This window comes from Bacteroides sp. PHL 2737 (assembly GCF_004115325.2).
Taxonomy (GTDB): Bacteria; Bacteroidota; Bacteroidia; order Bacteroidales; family Bacteroidaceae; genus Bacteroides; species Bacteroides hominis.
This window is the reverse complement of sequence record NZ_CP040630.1, coordinates 3,204,590-3,221,455: the sequence shown is the minus strand read 5'-3', so window position 1 is coordinate 3,221,455 and position 16,866 is coordinate 3,204,590. Positions and strand designations below refer to the sequence as shown.

Here is a 16,866-nt window from a genome sequence, read left to right as displayed (position 1 = left end):
TACCCCCCGAGTAGAAACAGCCTTTGATGAATGGCAGGTCTTCTGACTGACTCCTCCTTTCCGATGCCTTCCCACACTTCTCCTCATCTACTTGGGCAATGCAGTGGCAATAAGTTTAGTATCGGTAAGTCTACCGGAGTTTCACAGCAGCGGGACTGTCCGGGATTTACACCCGATTCCCTTTTAATCACTTATGCAGAAAAGCATAAGTGAACCAATTCGCCACAAAATAACGAAAGACTTCAGTAATATACAAATAATTCCGTAGTTAAAAAAAGTTGCCATAAAAATAGGTATCCATGCCCCAGCCGCTTATTACCGGAACTCCTTAAATTTTCCTTCTACCGAATTACACAGATGGATTATGCGCAGATTATCCACCCCAGCTGAATTTGTTATATACCAGAAGAAAACATGAAAAAGGCACACGACCAATAATGTCAGAATAAAAGATAAAAACGATTAATGCAAGGCAAACTGAAACTGGTAGATAAAATCCTAAGAAATGAGGATTGCCCGCTCTGGAAACATGGTCTACCTTTGCCGCAAATTCTAAAAATATGATAAGAAAACTATTTTTCCTCCTACCCTTTTCCACAATGGTTTCAGCTAATGAACCCGATACGGTATTGGTTAAGCCTATCAATCTGGATGAAGTAACGATAGTAGGTTTTAAACAGAACAGTCCCAATCGTGAACCACTTTCTATTTCTACCTTAGATAATCGCTTCCTTAAAGAAAATGAAATATCGGGAGCTAAAGACTTAAGCTCCTTACTGCCTAATTTCTATATGCCCGATTATGGATCTAAACAAAACTCTCCGGTTTATATCCGAGGCATAGGAGCAAAAAAAGATGCTCCATCGGTGGGGTTTTATGTCGATGGAATTCCCCATTTTGAAACCTCAGCTTTCGATGTTGACTTGTCGGACATAAGTAGTATAGAGGTGCTTCGCGGCCCACAAGGCACTCTCTACGGACGTAACTCCATCGGTGGAATTATCAATATATACACCCATTCACCCCTTGATTATCAAGGTACACGTTTTCGGTTAGGATATGGCAGTTACAATGATATTCGATTGATGGCTTCAAACCATACAAAGGTAAACGAACAACTGGGCTTATCCATTAGCGGCAATTACCACCACAATGATGGCTTTTTTACAAACCTGTATACCCATAAGAAAGCGGACAAGCTTGATAATGGAGCAGGACGAATCGGACTGATATGGAAACCTGCAGCCCATTGGACCACCCGTTTCATAACTTCCTACGAGTATTCGAATCAGGGAGGATATCCATACGGATTGTACAATGCCGATAACGGAACAACAGAAGCCGTAAACTACAATGATGAAGGACTGTATCGACGAAATCTGTTGACTTCCGGGGTTAATGTACGCTACGATGGTTCCCGCATTAGTTTCAACAGCCAAACCTCCTATCAGTATATACAAGATAAAATGGGGATTGATCAAGATTTCTCGCCCCGCAATATATTCTACGGGCAAAACCGGATACGACAGCATATGTATTGCCAGGAGTTTACAGCAAAATCTGTCAATAACAGTCGTTATCACTGGATAACGGGGCTTTTTGCTTTCCGGCAAACGGTAGATAGGAAAGTTGACCTCAGTCGTTTTACAGATACCACCCGGCATCTTACTAATAGTGAGATCCCCACTCAAGGGATTGCTTTTTATCATCAATCCACACTCGATCTGTTCCAAGGTTTGTCCTGCTCTGTGGGTTTACGTTACGATTATGAACAGGCCCGATGCGATTTTTCCAAAGTGCAACAGCCGTTGGATGGTAAGGGAGAAACAAAATCTCTCGGACAATTCGACAGATCCCTTCACTTCAGCCAGTTTACTCCCAAGTTCAGCTTGCAATATCTCTCATCCCACAATCAATTGCTTTACGCTTCCGTATCCAGAGGATATAAAACCGGAGGATTTAATGTTTCTTTCCTCAACGATGACGAGTATATCTATTCACCCGAATATAACTGGAACTACGAAATAGGCGCCAAGCTATCTTTCCTGAATGGTCGACTGACAACCGACTTAGGATTGTTCTATATAGATTGGCGCAACCAGCAGATAACCAATACTATTCCAGCTGTAGGTAATATAATCCGAAACGCCGGTCGCTCTCGCAATAAAGGCGTCGAAATAAGTTTGCAGGCTCGTCCGGTAAATTCATTGGTCGTACATATGAATTATGGATATACAGATGCCCGATTTGTTCACTATAAGAAAGAAGAACGTGGCACCCTAAAAGATTATGGGGGTAATTACCTGCCTATGGTCCCCTGTCACACCTTCTCTTTAACAGCCGGATATACATTCTACAACATCTGCTCCTGGATCGACCGCCTTACACTCAATGGTGGCGTATCGGCAACAGGCCCAATCTATTGGTACGAAGACAACCAAGCCAAACAAAACCTGTATGCACTGGTCAATCTGAAAATTGGTGCGAGTAAAGGAAACTTTACGTGGGAAGTCTGGAGCAAAAACCTCACCAATACCGACTATCTGAGCTACTACTTCGTGACAAGCAAAGCCTATGCGCAAAAAGGAAAACCCATCACCCTGGGGACATCTGTCAGCGTCCGTCTTTAATCAAGCAACATCAAAAAATGGAAATAAACAGATTTTTCCCACTATCCCAGAAGACACTGAACCTTGGTACGTTTTTCTGTCTATATATCGCACAGGCCATCCCGATGAGTTTCTTCTCTACTGCCATACAAGTATTGATGAGACAGGCTGATTACTCTCTTTCGTCCATCGCCTTATTACAGCTTATCAAACTTCCATGGATATTGAAGTTTCTTTGGGCACCACTCATCGACCGGCATTGCATCACCATGAAAGACTATAAACGCTGTATCATTTCATCCGAAATAGTATATGCTTTACTGATCCTTTTAGTAGGGCTACTCGACATCCAGACAGACCTTTACCTCATTATCGGATTGGTGTTTCTATCACTTGTAGCTTCAGCTACACAAGATATAGCCACAGACACACTTGCTGTACTTTCTTTTGACAAGCGGGATAAAAGTTTGGTCAACAGTATGCAATCAATGGGTAGCTTCGGAGGTACATTAATAGGAACGGGCGTGCTGCTTCTTGTTCTCCAACACTATGGCTGGCATGCAGTGATACCGTGCTTATGCATTTTCGTACTATTGGCAGTTATCCCGTTACTGAAGAATAAGCGCATGAAAATGACTGTCAAGGAATCTGCAAAGCGAGCACGACTTACCGATTTTATATGGTTCTTTGCCCGCCGCAGTATCTGGAAACAAATAGGATTCCTACTACTTTACTACGCCAGCATTATCGGCATTTTATCGGTACTGCGTTCTTACCTGGTTGATCTGGACTATTCGATGAAAGAGATAGGCATTATGATAGGCATCGTAGGTACCGGAGCCGCTTTCGCATCATCTTTTCTGGCCGGATTACTGGTTCGCAAAATCGGACGATATTATTCCAGAATACTATTCGCGATATTCATTCTGTTTACCACACTCTATTTTATGTGTATTTCGTGGACGCCTCCCTCACTCCCAATGCTCTGTTTGGGCATCGTACTATTGTGGAGTGCCTACGGTATGGCAACCATTGTGGTATATACCACTGCCATGGATTGTGTACGCAAAGGATGCGAAGGAACTGATTTTACCATTCAAACTGTACTCACACACCTAAGTGGTCTGCTTATGGCCTTTCTTAGCGGAGTGGTGGCCGACAGGGTTGGTTATCACGGTCTATTTATCTTCGAAGTCGTATTGGCTTCCATATCGCTGATCTATATCTTTTGTTTCTTCAGAAAAGAATCTCAAACTATTCATTCTTAACACATATGTATACTGAAATAATCAATAAATACAATGTACCGGTACCCCGATACACCAGTTATCCACCGGCCAATTATTTTGAACCGTTTACCAACAGCCGCTACCTGGAGGCTGTGCAGCAATCGAACAAGGTTTCAGAACGTGCGTTATCGTTTTATCTGCATATCCCGTTCTGTCGACACTTGTGTCACTATTGCGGATGCAACTCATATCCTATGGCACGTCCCGAAGTCATTGAATCCTATGTAAAGGCCTTGCATCAGGAGATGGATCAAATTCTTCCTTTGTTGGACAAGAGCCGCCCGATCGCACAAATACATTATGGAGGCGGAAGCCCCACAGCCATTCCTATAGCCTTGATCAAAGAGCTGAATGCTCACCTATTATCATCATTCCGGATGATCGATCGTCCGGAAATAGCCATTGAATGCCATCCCGGATATCTTTCTGAGAAAGATTGGCTACAGTTAACCGAATGTGGTTTCAACCGTGTCAGTATTGGCGTGCAAGACTTTAACATCGAAGTCCTGAAAACAGTGAATCGCCGCCCTTCCTTAGTAGCGATGGAAGATATCTTTGCTCTGCTACGTGAAAGGGGGGTAAGCATCAACCTTGACTTTCTTTATGGCTTGCCCAAGCAAACAGTAGAAAGCTTTGCCCGTAGTATAGAGCAAGCCATTTCCTTATCACCCGACAGACTGGTCACATTCAGTTACGCCCACGTGCCTTGGATCAATAAACGACAGTTGATTCTGGAGAAATCAGGTCTACCCGATAATCGTGAAAAACGGAATATGTTTGTCACTGCTGCCAAGCTATTGCTTGAATCCGGTTATCAATCTATCGGAATGGATCACTTTGTACGCCCAAACGATGAACTGAGTATCGCCATGCAAACCAAAAAATTACACCGCAACTTTCAGGGTTATTGTACCCGACGCACTACTGCACAGGTATATGGCTTGGGCGTAACTGCTATCAGCCAACTCGAATCGGCCTATGCTCAAAACACGAAAGATATTCCCCACTACATCGAGATTATCGGCAAAGGCGAACTATGTATTACCAAAGGCTACGCCCTTTCTCCAACCGAGCAATTAACCAGAGAAGTGATTGAAACCTTAATGTGCAATGGATGCATCGATTGGAAAGCTCTGTCAAACCGTTTGCACGTATCAGTACCGACTCTAAAAGCCGCTACAGCCTATGATGAACAGAAACTGTCGGTCTTTGCCAATGACGGGCTGATTTACTATACTGATGACTATCTTGAGATGACAACCGAAGGTTCGGCATTTGTACGTAACGTAGCCGCTTCACTTGACAAGCTTATGCTCCATACCCCACACTCATATTCAAAACCTTTGTAAAAATGAACCAACCAGAAACAAAAAATTATCGTTTGCGAGACACGATTATCATTGGTGCAGGTCTCACCGGACTGACTATCGCCTATTACCTCACTCGCAAGGGATGTGATGTCGAAGTAATCGAACAACAATCCCGCACGGGCGGTCAGATATGTACCTACCACGAAAGTGGCTTCACCTTCGAAAGCGGACCGAATACCGGTATAATCTCTCACCCTGAAGTAGCCGAACTTCTCGAGGCACTCTCTCCAATCTGCCGTTTAGAAACAGCCCGCGAAGCTTCCAAACAACGTCTTATATGGAAAGGTAATCGTTTTCACCCTCTCCCCTCGGGACTGTTCAATGCAATTACCACACCGTTGTTCAGTACAAAAGATAAATTAAATATCCTATGCGAACCTTTCCGCTCAAGAGGAAACAATCCTGACGAAACCATTGGCGAACTGGTACAACGTCGCTTGGGCACGTCTTATCTGCATTATGCGGTAGACCCGTTCATTTCGGGTGTCTATGCCGGTGACCCCATGCGGTTGGTCACCCGTCACGCCCTCCCTAAGCTTTATCAGCTTGAACAGACCTATGGCAGCTTCATTCGCGGTGGCATTGCAAAATCGTTTTCACCCCGAAACCAACGCGATCGACTGGCCACACGAAAAGTTTTCTCTACCCATGGAGGCCTCAGTAATCTGACAGGAGCATTGGAACAGGCCATTGGAAATAAACGATTCTCATTGGGAGCCACCTCAACATCCCTGATACCTTGTGAGCGTGGTTGGTTGGTTTGCTTTACAGATGCCAACGGAAAGGTCGATCAAATTCGTTGTCGGAAGGTGATAACCACCATACCTGCCTATGCCCTGCCTCCACTTCTTCCTTTTATCCCCACCGAACAAATGAACCGGATTAGCAATCTTACCTATGCTCCCGTTATGCAAGTCTGTGTGGGTCTGCGTAATACTTATGGAAAAGAGTTCCCTGCCTTTGGGGGATTGGTTCCTTCCTGTGAACAAAAATCTGTTTTAGGTATTTTGTTTCCATCGGCTTGCTTCAGCAACCGTTCTCCAAAGGATGGCGCCTTGTATTCATATTTCCTGGGCGGAACAAGGCATCCCGAACTCCTGACAAAAAGCAATGACGAAATTACCACGTTAATTGGCACTACCATGCACGAGATGCTGAATTATCCTGTTGGAATAATACCCGATCTGATACGCATCTTCCGGCATGAAAAAGCCATTCCCCAATACGAAAGCAGCAGCGCCGACAGGTTTACCACAATTAACGAACTACAAAAGCAATATCCCGGATTGGTATTGGCAGGAAATCTCAAAGGAGGAATCGGTATGGCCGACCGCATCAAACAAGCTGTCGAGATTGCCCGCGAAAAATAAACCTTTCTTATCGCCTACCTATATTTACAAACAGTCTGAAAAAACACCTATCAATCCTTACGACACTACTTAAAAGAAAGGATTGGGAAAGATGAAATTCATTTTCCCAATCCTTTTAAAGGTATTTATCAATACCATAATAATAACCTTTAGAGCCTCTTTAACTTTTTGACAGGAACATCAGATTTTCTTTCCTATGTAGAACACATACCCATAATATTCCTTATACTTATAGTAAAGTTGGGTCTCATGACGCTGGTTGGCAATAAAATCCACAGCAGCTTTATTACCGGCATATTTTTTCAGAAAATTCTCCTGGGCTTCTACTTGTGGAGTATAAAAATGTTCTATCCAACAGTTTTCAGGTAAAATAAAACAGGCAACAGGGATATACCCGGCCCTTTGCATTTGGGCAACCTTATTGGGAATAGTATCTATCTCAGGATAAGCATCCATCCAGAAGTCATTAATCTCGGCAGGCCGTTTATCAGTAAACCAGGAAACTTCTGAGACAGCGATATAGCCCCCTATTTTCAAATATTGCCACCACTCTTTCAGCCCATGCTGAAAACCTATATTATAAATTGCTCCTTCGGACCAGATCAAGTCCAACTCTTCTCTACTGAATGGAAGATTGTCCATTGAACCTACAATTCCCTTTACCCGATCTTGTAAGCTCAACTGACTGGCATGGTAGTTGAAAATGTCTATAAAAGCAGGAAACAAATCTAAACCTATGATTTGTCCGGATGTATGCCCGGCTAATGTCATTGTCTGAGTGCCTGTACCACAACCAAGATCAGCTATACGAGAATTTTCGTTCAGATCCTCAATAAAACTAAGAGCTTTAATGGTCACTTCAGGACTGCCAGGCCCCTGTCGTTTTATACTTGAGAAATATTCGCAGATTAAATCGAAATCGAATTCGTGAATTGATTTATTATCGTTATTCATGATGCTTTAATTTATTAATGTATATATATGAAAATATCTCAGACAAAAAATATGCCTGAGCCAGAATTGCAGCATAACCTCAAACTTACGTTTAAAAGGTTATTTACTTCACGGAATCCTTCTTAAGTTTAAACATCCAAACTTTTTTAGTAGAACGCAAAGATAACCACAATTTTTATTATGACAACAGTTGGAACAAGTTTATCTTATAAGTGTTTTCAAACCATCTGGTAAACATAATGCAATAATACTTTTTAATCCGTAATAAAGGTAATAAAAGCTGTAATCCATATCCTATATCAACGAACAAAACCGACTATTTTTGCATTTGAATCAAAAAGGCAAAAAACAACTGAATGATCAGTCTAATGCCGGTAAATGTGTAATCTAATAATATATGATTATGGAATATGTAAAACTGAACAATGGCATTGAAATGCCGATTTTAGGGTACGGAGTATATCAAGTAACTCCCGAAGAGTGTGAAAGATGCGTATCAGATGCTATCAGTGTAGGGTATCGGCTGATCGATACAGCCCAAGCCTATGGAAACGAAGAAGGCGTGGGAAATGCCATCCGAAAATCAAACATTCCCCGCAAAGATCTATTTATCACTACGAAAGTTTGGATATCGAATGCAGGCTACGAAAAAGCAAAGGCATCTATTGAGGAATCTCTGCAAAAATTGCAAACCGACTATATCGATTTGCTTTTGATTCACCAACCTTTCAATGATTATTATGGCACTTATCGCGCCATGGAGGAAGCAAACAAAACAGGTAAAGTGCGAGCTATCGGAGTCAGCAATTTCTATCCCGACCGCTTTGTCGATCTGGCAGAATTCTGCGAGATAAAGCCAGCGGTGAATCAAATGGAAACCCATGTATTCAATCAACAAAGAAAACTACAGGAAGTCATGCAGGAATACGGCACAGAACTAATGGCTTGGGGACCGTTTGCCGAAGGTCGAAATGATTTTTTCACCAACGGGACTTTGGCCGCCATTGGTGTCAAATATGGAAAGTCGGTTGCACAAGTTGCTCTACGTTTCTTAATCCAGCGTGGCATAGTAGTAATACCCAAGTCTACACATAAAGAACGTATGATTGAGAATTTCAATGTCTTTGACTTCAGTTTGACAGAAAGAGAAATGACGGTTATAGCCGCACTTGACAATGAAAAAAGTCTATTCTTCTCACATTATGATCCGGAAATGGTAAAATGGCTGATTAACTATGTGAAATAGCTGCAAAGTATATATCTGTATCTACACTTGACGATTGACATTATACAAGCAATATCCTCAGATCCTGATCAGAAAATCGTAGAAAGTCCATTTTGACTAACTATTCATTTTTCAAAAAACAGCGAAACAGGAATGAATCGGCAAGTAAGATGCAAATATTCCGCATATTTATAGGATGAAAGCCGGAAGTCGTTAACAAGAAGTTAACATCGTAAAAATAAAGAACGAACTTCTTATCAAGAGAAAATTAATATCCTGAAAACAGAAAGTTAACTTTCTGTTTTCAGGATATTAATTTCAGAAAGCAAAACAAGGTCAAGTCGTGAGAAAAATGATAAACCGAACCAAAAAAAGGCAATTTTCTTCCAGAATTCAACTATAGATGAACATCTGGAGAATAGCATTTTGGAACCATTCCGCTATTTCAGCATTCAATTTTATTACAACATTCGTCAATTGCCCTTCATCGTGGGCACAATATTTCCCAAATGCAAAACGCATGAATTATGCTATTGCAAAATCCACGCATTTTTATTCTATTTGTCATCGTCAGTCCGTAAAGAAACGTCTCTCCGCATTTCTAAAATACAAAATGACAGATTACTTTTCCGATATTCCCAAAGTCAATCCGCGGCGAGGATGGAATTTCATAAGTCTCTTCGTTACAACCATACGTGTTGTTCCCTCTCCTCCTCCGTTTTCCGATACACCACTCATTGTTTTCAATGCTACACTCAGCAATGTCTCATTCGTATTACCAAAAGGCAGATAAGTGCTTAAATAAGAATCCTCGTTATATTCATATGCAGGTTTGAAACCGTTGACATAATCCGATTTTTCTTGTACGTTGAATACATTACATACAGCTAAATTCAGGATGAACCGATCCGTAGGATGAACAAAAGGCTCTGTAGCAACATATTCTCCCGCAGTTTGAGTTCCTATCAATATCACCTTCATATAAGGGTTAAGGCAATTGATAACCATCTCCGCAGCTCCTCTCGTAGCATTGGTAGTCAATACATAAACAGTAGATAAGTTGAGATTTGCACCCGACTGGATAAGTTCCGGATTGAACGTCAGATCCTGATTCGATTCTACACGTTTATCATTATACCTCAATAAAGCAAGCAATTGATTCATTTTATCAGCCGGTGCAAGCATAGTGCAGAGCAGCTGTACACAATCTAAACTGCCACCGGTGTTATATCGGAGATCTAACACAAACTCATTTACACCATCTGTCTGGAATTTCCGGAAAACTTTCCGTAAATCGTCATTATAGGCCTGGCTATCCGCTGTTGATCCCGCTTTAAACTCATTGTACATCAGGTACCCAACCGTTTTTCCATCCCAAGGGATAACATCGAAATAATGGACAGGCTTATCGGTCAAAGAACGTGAAGCAGATATCGTTGTGTCCCCTATCGGTACGACACTACCAGTTGTTTTGCCATCTTCCCCAACTACCTCTTTATATACACCTATTTGAAGCGTCCGGACACCTCCTTGTTGCAATTCCGGCTCTACCTTTTTGGTGATATAATCTCCATCCAGCATCATAATCCAATGCCCACGCTTCAATCCGGCCTCTTCGGCCGGTGACCCTGGAACAACATAAGAAATCAGAGCATTATAAGCCGTATCGTTATCAAGCACTTTGTATAAGCTATAGTCGAAGCCATAGCTTGGGATAGGCTCGTCAAGCAGAGAGTCAATATTACTGAAGCCCTTATCCATGGAAGCAACAGCCTTTTTTAGAAATTCTGCCGGCTCCTGAAAGTAATCCGGAGCGGCAGGTGAAGGCATGTCTTTATACCATAAATACTCCTGACGCATCACACTATCTATCCAAATGTCACGTCCCGTCTCCGGATAATATTCCGGCCAGCGGTCTACACCACAGGAAAAAAGACTTGTCAGTATAAGGGTTCCCAATAAGGGAAGTATCAATAGTTTTCCTCTTTTCATAATCTATCAGCAATCATAATCTGCGCAAATGTAGTGAATACTTAGCTTTCATACCACTATTACGATATAAAAAAACTATCTTTGCTTTCATTCAATAACCGGATATAAAATACAAAACACCTTATTACTATGATTGTACAAAATTTAAATTTTGATCAAACGGTTGCATTAGCAAAAGCCAAAGCTGAAAAAATGATAGAAAACGGACTTTATTCACGTTTCAGGTTATCCGATAAAGAGAGATTGGATAAAGCTCTGTTAGGCTGCATCGGAGAGTTAGCATTCCAACAACATTTAAGTAATCTGGGAATTCCATTCGAATTGGATCATACAGACTTCCAATCCCATCATACCGATGAATTTGACGTAAAAGTAAACGGTGCCAAAATAGATATCAAAGTGGCAAAGAAAACAACCGCCAATCCTCCATCCGACAACTGGACCTATGGTTATCCACAGGAACAGCACCCCGAAACAAAAGATTACGTCGTTGTAGGGTGGGTAGACTTCAACAGAAAAGAAGTTGGCTTTTATGGTTGGATCAGAGGGGAGCAAATAGTAAGATTTAAAGTTGTCACCCGCAATTCTTATGCCAAGTACCCTTATCTGACACCTAACCATGAATTCAAATGGGGATGTCTCACTAAAGATTTGAACGAGATTTTGAAGTAAAACGATTAGATTGTCCCTGAAAAACACTCTTCATTAAAGTTTTTTTCATTTTTCTCCAGAAACTCGTAGGGTATTCTCTGTTTGAACGATCTTATGTATAGGAAGCAAACTATTATTCACCCTTTAAACTCTGAAAAAGATGAAAACGCAATGGATAAAATCAATCGGATGTGTACTGGCAGTTTTGATTCTGTCGGGTGTTATTCCACTGGCAGCACAGGACAATGTGGAAAAATATACGATAGTCAGTGGCGTAATCAAGGATAAATCGAATAAAAAGAAGCTGGAGCATGTCAATGTCTCGATACCGGAAAGTAATATCGGTACCATCACCAATACTGACGGAGAATTCTCTTTAAAAATTCCCGAATCGATTCAAGCTAAAGACATAGAAGTTTCGCATATCGGTTATCTCAATGCCCGAATCCCCCTGAAAGGAGAAAGCCTCACGGAACAGACCATTTGGCTCTCTCCTTATGCCAACTTACTCAGCGAGATTATAGTACGGGCCAGAGATCCACGAAGCATTGTGGAAGAAGCACTTCGCAAGATTCCAACCAACTACAGTCCGAAAAGCAATATGCTCAAGGGATTCTACAGGGAAATTGCCCAAAAAGGACGACGGTATATCAATATATCGGAAGCCGTAATAGACATTTATAAAACACCCTACAATGAAACAGCCGAACGAGACCGGGTTCAGATTTCCAAAGGGCGCAGACTGCTAAGCCAAAAGCAAAGCGATACACTGGCTGTAAAATTACTTGGAGGTCCCAATATGGCCATTTATATTGATGTAGTAAAGAACCCTGATTGCCTGTTGGCTAAAGAAGATTTATTGTTCTACGAATTTCGTATGGAAGACCCGACCAGCATCGGTGACCGGTCACAGTATGTCATCAGTTTCCGCCCTAAAGTAAAGTTGTCTTATCCTCTGTGCTATGGTACACTCTATATTGACAAGGAACGCCTTTCGTTCACGCGGGCAGAGTTCAATCTCAGTATGGATGACAAAAACAAGGCGACTCAAGCTATTCTGAGGAAAAAACCTTTCGGACTGCATTTCAAGCCGGTAGAAGTATCCTACCTGGTATCGTACAAGAATCAGGGAGACGTTACTTATCTGAGTTATATCCGGAACAACATTCGTTTCAAATGTGACTGGAAACGCAAACTCTTTTCTACCAATTACACGATCTTATCGGAAATGGTAGTGACAGACAGGGAAGAAAACAACATAACAGCCATTCCCTATAAAGTCGCTTTCAAACAAAACCATGTATTTTCCGACAAAGTGGATAACTTTACCAATGACAACTTCTGGGGAACTTATAACATCATAGAACCCACCGAATCATTGGAACATGCGGTAAACAAACTGAAAAAGCAACAGAAACAGTAACCACTTTTTTTAGTATCTTTGACGAATTCTAACTCCCAATACCCCCGATATGCTGAACGACGTATTCGTACTCACTCAAATAAAAGAAGGAAATATAAAGGCGTTTGAAACATTATTCCGCCAATATTATACTCCGCTTTGCCTGTACGCCGCCAGCATAACGGGAGAAACAGACGTAGCAGAAGAAATTGTTGAAGAATTGTTCTATGTACTCTGGAAAGACCGTGAAAAACTTGAAATCTTTCATTCTATCAAGAGTTATCTCTATCGGTCTGTACGCAACCGTTCCATCCAGTACTGCGAACACCAAGACGTCAGAAAACGCTATCAGGATGCGGTTCTATCTATTCCGGAAAATGTGGCTTCAGCCGATCCACAGGAACAGATTGAATACAAAGAACTGCAACAGCTGATAGACAAAACCCTTAAAAAATTACCGGAGCGCCGTTTCCAGATCTTTCGTCTGCACCATACAGAAGGAAAGAAGTACTCTGAGATAGCTTCCCTCCTCTCACTATCGGTGAAGACTGTGGAGAAAGAAATGACCCGGGCACTCCAAACATTACGAAAAGAAATTGAGAACTATATTCAGACATCATGAATCGAATAGAAAAAAACAAGATCAAAACAGACCGGGCGTGGAACAAGTTATATAATCGCCTGGAGACAGATGGGCTGCTACCTGCCGAGGGGCACAGCTCCGCCATACGTCCGGTTGTATGGATCAGCACAATATCGATTGCAGCAATCATATTCCTATGTATCTATCTGCCCATAACATTACGAACCGACAGCCAACCATCTACCGGTGAGTTACTGGTCAAGGCCAATAAAGAAGAGAACATACTGGTCACCACTCTTGAAGATGGTTCTGTAGTCTATCTTTCCGGACAAACCTCATTGCAATATCCTAAACACTTTTCTGAAAAAAGAAGAGAGGTAAGCCTAAAAGGGAATGCCCTTTTTGATGTAGCGGGCAATCGTGCACGTCCTTTCTTCATTGAAACCGGAAAAGTACAGATTGAGGTGATAGGTACAGCCTTCCATGTAAAAAACAGTGGTAATTCTCCATTTGAGTTATCCGTCCAGCGAGGCGAAGTAAAAGTCACTCAAAAACAGAACGGACAAGAAATACACGTCAAAGCAGGAGAAACTGCCACTTTATTACAGAATAAATGGCACCTGACTGCAACCAAAGATTCCAAACAGTTTGCCCGTTATATGCAAAAGATGTGCTTTAAAGACGAACGGCTGGACAATATCCTGCATGCCATTAATCTACGCCAGTCAGAGATCCATTTAGAGAGTTCCCCGGAATTGGACGAACATTTGCTGACAGTTTCTTTTTCGGATGACTCCCCTGAAAAAATGGCCGAATTAATTAGCATGGCACTGAACCTGAAGTGTACACGTAAGCATAATGTAATCACTCTTACTAAGTAGCTCCGGAACTTAAAGAAGAAAAAGAAATGAAAACTTTGAAAAGTCTCTCCCTGCAATATTTATTCACTTGTCTGCTATTGTTTATGGCAGTTCGGGTGAAAGCAGACGGCTCCGGTATCTTCGACCGCATCATCCGGCTTCCAAGAACTGAAGCAACAGTCTATCAATCTTTGGCCAAAATAACAGAAGAGACAGGATATCTGTTTATCTATGACAGCAAACTGATTGACAATGAACGTAAGATAAAATTAAAAGGCGGAAAACGAACCGTACGTCAGGCCATTTATGACATCATCGGCAGCGACAGTCTTCAACTCCGCTCTGTGGATAAGCACATTATTATCAACCAACCGGAAACCATAGCAACAACTGAACGGGAAGCAAGCTCGCACAAAGACAACACATTCTTTTTCACCCTTGAGGGAATATTAATAGACCAACTTTCCAGAGAACCGATTCCCTATGCTACCGTAAGTGTGCAGGGAACCTCTATCGGCAGCGTTAGCAATCAAAATGGAAGTTTCAGACTTAATCTGCCCGACTCTCTCCAAAACAGGCGGATTCACTTTTCACATCTGGGCTATGTGCCACAAACGACGGACGCTTCCCTCCTTGCCGGACGAAGCGGTACTTTTGCATTAGAACCCAAAGTAATTCCTTTGCAGGAGGTTATCGTACGTATTGTCAACCCGGTACGCCTGTTGAGAGAAATGCTCAAATTGCGAAAAAAGAATTACTCACAAAATCCTGTCTACCTGACTTCTTTTTACAGAGAAGGAATCGAACAAAAGAATCGGTTTGTCAGTCTGACAGAGGGAATTTTCAAGATATACAAAGCTCCTTCGGACGATCCGGAGAAGGCTGATCAGGTGAAGTTACTGAAAATGCGACGCATCACCAACCAAGCCGTAAAAGACACTTTAATTGCTAAAATGAAATCGGGTATCCACGCCTGTATCGAATTGGATCTTATCAAGAGTCTGCCCAATTTCCTACTTCCGGACTCCAAAGAGTGTGTATACGTTTATACTTCCAGCGATCTTGCCGTAATCGATAACCGGCTTGCCAACGTGATCTACTTCAAACAACATCCGGGCATCAAGACCCCATACTATTGTGGAGAACTCTATATCGATACTGAAGATGGTGCCCTGCTACGCGCACGATTCGAATTGATTCCCCGGTATATACACAAAGCCGCCAACATGCTGGTAGAAAAAAGAAGCCGCAATATCCGGATTATTCCACAAAAGGTAGTCTATACGGTATCTTATAAGCCCTGGAATCAAACGTATTACATCCACCATGTCCGTGGAGACTTACACTTCAAGATAAAACAAAGGAACAAATGGCTCAGCAATACAAACCTGCATACTTGGTTTGAAATGGTCACTTGTAAGATAGAAACGGGCAATGTCAGCCGTTTCGCTTACAGTGACCGACTGGCTACACATACCATTTTTGCAGAAACTCCATTTGTATACGACAAAGATTTTTGGGAGGATTTCAATATAATTCCTCCCGAAAAAAAGTTAAGTGAAGCCATCGAGAAAATTTCTTCAAAAATAGAAGAGACCGAAAACTGAAGACCATACAGATCTACTTTTTCTTGCCTACTCCTCGTTCGGCAATATAGACTCCACTCAAAATCAATGCCGATCCCAATAGAGCAACTATCGTGATTGTCTCGTCAATCACGATAGCAGAAGTCAGTAAGGTAATAAGCGGAACAACGTAAATATAACAGGTAGTGCAAACCACTCCCAATTGTTTCACTGCCGTATTCCACATAATGTAGCACAGCATCGAAGCAATCACTCCCAGAAAAAGCAGGTTTAAAACAACGACCGGTTGGAAAAGAATATGTGTATCCATCTGCAAAGGAGAGACAAAAAAGAGAGGTAAAAGGGTCAGCAGACCATAAAAGAAAACCTTCCGTGTTATGAACAACGTTGGATAATGAGTATTCATCCGCCTGAGAAGTAAACAATAGAAAGCCCACATCAATGCTGCCGCCAGAGTCAGAATATCGCCAACCGGACTAAGCTGCAGAATGAAACTGCCATTGAACACAACCAGTCCCACTCCAATGAGTGCTATCAAAGAGCCACCTACCAAACGGGCCTTCAATTTGTCACCTTTATAAAAGAAAGGAGCCAGCAGCGCTGTTAAGACAGGAGTTGTACAGATAATGAGTGATACATTTGAAGCAAGCGTCATCCCCAACGCAGTGTTTTCGGCAACAAAATAGAGTGAGCCTCCACACAATCCAAGCCCCACAAACCGCAGTTCGTCCTGCCAACTTTTGGCCCGTAACACACGGGGAGAGAAAAACCAGATACAGATATATGCCAATAAAAAACGGTAGAACAGAATATCGACAGGCGACAGACCATATTTTATCAGGACCTTGGTAGAAACAAACGTAGTTCCCCATATCATTACCGTCACCGCCGCCATCACGTGATACCATCCGGCCGTTTTTAAAGTTGTTTTCATATTTGCCCGATTTGCTATAAAATTTTCTCCGCAAAGATAAG

General features: G+C 42.0%; 13 protein-coding genes and 1 riboswitch. Of the genes, 10 read left to right on the top strand and 3 right to left on the bottom strand.

Going from position 1 to position 16,866, the window contains the following annotated elements; translation table 11 throughout:
- Positions 1-14: 14 nt before the first annotated feature.
- Positions 15-234, bottom strand: a riboswitch (cobalamin riboswitch).
- A 326-nt stretch (positions 235-560) separates the two neighbouring features.
- Genes DBK98_RS13060 through hemG form a run of 4 tightly spaced genes read left to right on the top strand, consistent with a single transcriptional unit; the run spans position 561 to position 6,638 of the window.
- Positions 561-2,630 (top strand): TonB-dependent receptor, encoded by a 2,070-nt coding sequence (locus DBK98_RS13060; RefSeq protein ID WP_032530253.1) that lies wholly within the window; start codon positions 561-563, stop codon positions 2,628-2,630.
- 17 nt (positions 2,631-2,647) lie between these two features.
- Positions 2,648-3,877: an MFS transporter gene (locus tag DBK98_RS13055; protein ID WP_022012200.1), complete on the top strand. Its 1,230-nt coding sequence runs from the start codon at positions 2,648-2,650 to the stop codon at positions 3,875-3,877.
- A gap of 5 nt (positions 3,878-3,882) precedes the next feature.
- Positions 3,883-5,247 carry an oxygen-independent coproporphyrinogen III oxidase gene (gene hemN / locus DBK98_RS13050; RefSeq protein WP_032536404.1) on the top strand — a complete coding sequence of 455 codons (1,365 nt, stop codon included), beginning with the start codon at positions 3,883-3,885 and terminating at the stop codon, positions 5,245-5,247.
- Positions 5,248-5,249: 2 nt separating this feature from the next.
- Positions 5,250-6,638, top strand: coding sequence for a protoporphyrinogen oxidase (gene hemG, locus DBK98_RS13045; RefSeq protein WP_005819792.1), 1,389 nt, complete (start codon positions 5,250-5,252; stop codon positions 6,636-6,638).
- A 180-nt stretch (positions 6,639-6,818) separates the two neighbouring features.
- Here the strand turns inward: hemG and DBK98_RS13040 are convergent, their stop codons facing one another.
- Positions 6,819-7,592, bottom strand: a complete 774-nt coding sequence (locus DBK98_RS13040) for a class I SAM-dependent methyltransferase (RefSeq protein WP_005776720.1) — start codon at positions 7,590-7,592, stop codon at positions 6,819-6,821.
- Between the two features lie 403 nt (positions 7,593-7,995).
- Between DBK98_RS13040 and DBK98_RS13035 the strand changes: the two genes are divergently transcribed.
- A complete protein-coding gene (locus DBK98_RS13035; protein WP_005776719.1) occupies positions 7,996-8,838 on the top strand; it encodes an aldo/keto reductase in 843 nt (280 codons plus the stop codon).
- Between the two features lie 600 nt (positions 8,839-9,438).
- On the opposite strand, the gene DBK98_RS13030 is transcribed toward DBK98_RS13035, so the two are convergent.
- Positions 9,439-10,809, bottom strand: a complete 1,371-nt coding sequence (locus DBK98_RS13030) for a S41 family peptidase (protein WP_005808750.1) — start codon at positions 10,807-10,809, stop codon at positions 9,439-9,441.
- A 129-nt stretch (positions 10,810-10,938) separates the two neighbouring features.
- Here DBK98_RS13030 and DBK98_RS13025 point away from each other — a divergent pair, with 129 nt between their 5' ends.
- The 5 genes from DBK98_RS13025 to DBK98_RS13005 all read left to right on the top strand — a co-directional run bounded on the left by DBK98_RS13025 (position 10,939) and on the right by DBK98_RS13005 (position 15,912).
- Complete coding sequence (locus tag DBK98_RS13025; RefSeq protein WP_032536407.1) at positions 10,939-11,481, top strand: hypothetical protein; 543 nt, start codon at positions 10,939-10,941, stop codon at positions 11,479-11,481.
- Positions 11,482-11,620: 139 nt separating this feature from the next.
- Positions 11,621-12,883 carry a carboxypeptidase-like regulatory domain-containing protein gene (locus DBK98_RS13020; RefSeq protein ID WP_032536408.1) on the top strand — a complete coding sequence of 421 codons (1,263 nt, stop codon included), beginning with the start codon at positions 11,621-11,623 and terminating at the stop codon, positions 12,881-12,883.
- Positions 12,884-12,932: 49 nt separating this feature from the next.
- Positions 12,933-13,484, top strand: coding sequence for an RNA polymerase sigma-70 factor (locus tag DBK98_RS13015; protein ID WP_005808756.1), 552 nt, complete (start codon positions 12,933-12,935; stop codon positions 13,482-13,484).
- Positions 13,481-14,326 carry a FecR family protein gene (locus DBK98_RS13010; RefSeq protein WP_022012207.1) on the top strand — a complete coding sequence of 282 codons (846 nt, stop codon included), beginning with the start codon at positions 13,481-13,483 and terminating at the stop codon, positions 14,324-14,326. The genes DBK98_RS13015 and DBK98_RS13010 overlap by 4 nt, the downstream gene beginning before the upstream one ends.
- Before the next feature lie 26 nt (positions 14,327-14,352).
- Entirely contained in the window at positions 14,353-15,912 is a 1,560-nt protein-coding gene (locus tag DBK98_RS13005) for a carboxypeptidase-like regulatory domain-containing protein (RefSeq protein ID WP_032536410.1), read from the top strand.
- Positions 15,913-15,925: 13 nt separating this feature from the next.
- On the opposite strand, the gene DBK98_RS13000 is transcribed toward DBK98_RS13005, so the two are convergent.
- Positions 15,926-16,825 (bottom strand): DMT family transporter, encoded by a 900-nt coding sequence (locus DBK98_RS13000; RefSeq protein ID WP_032536440.1) that lies wholly within the window; start codon positions 16,823-16,825, stop codon positions 15,926-15,928.
- Positions 16,826-16,866: the final 41 nt, after the last annotated feature.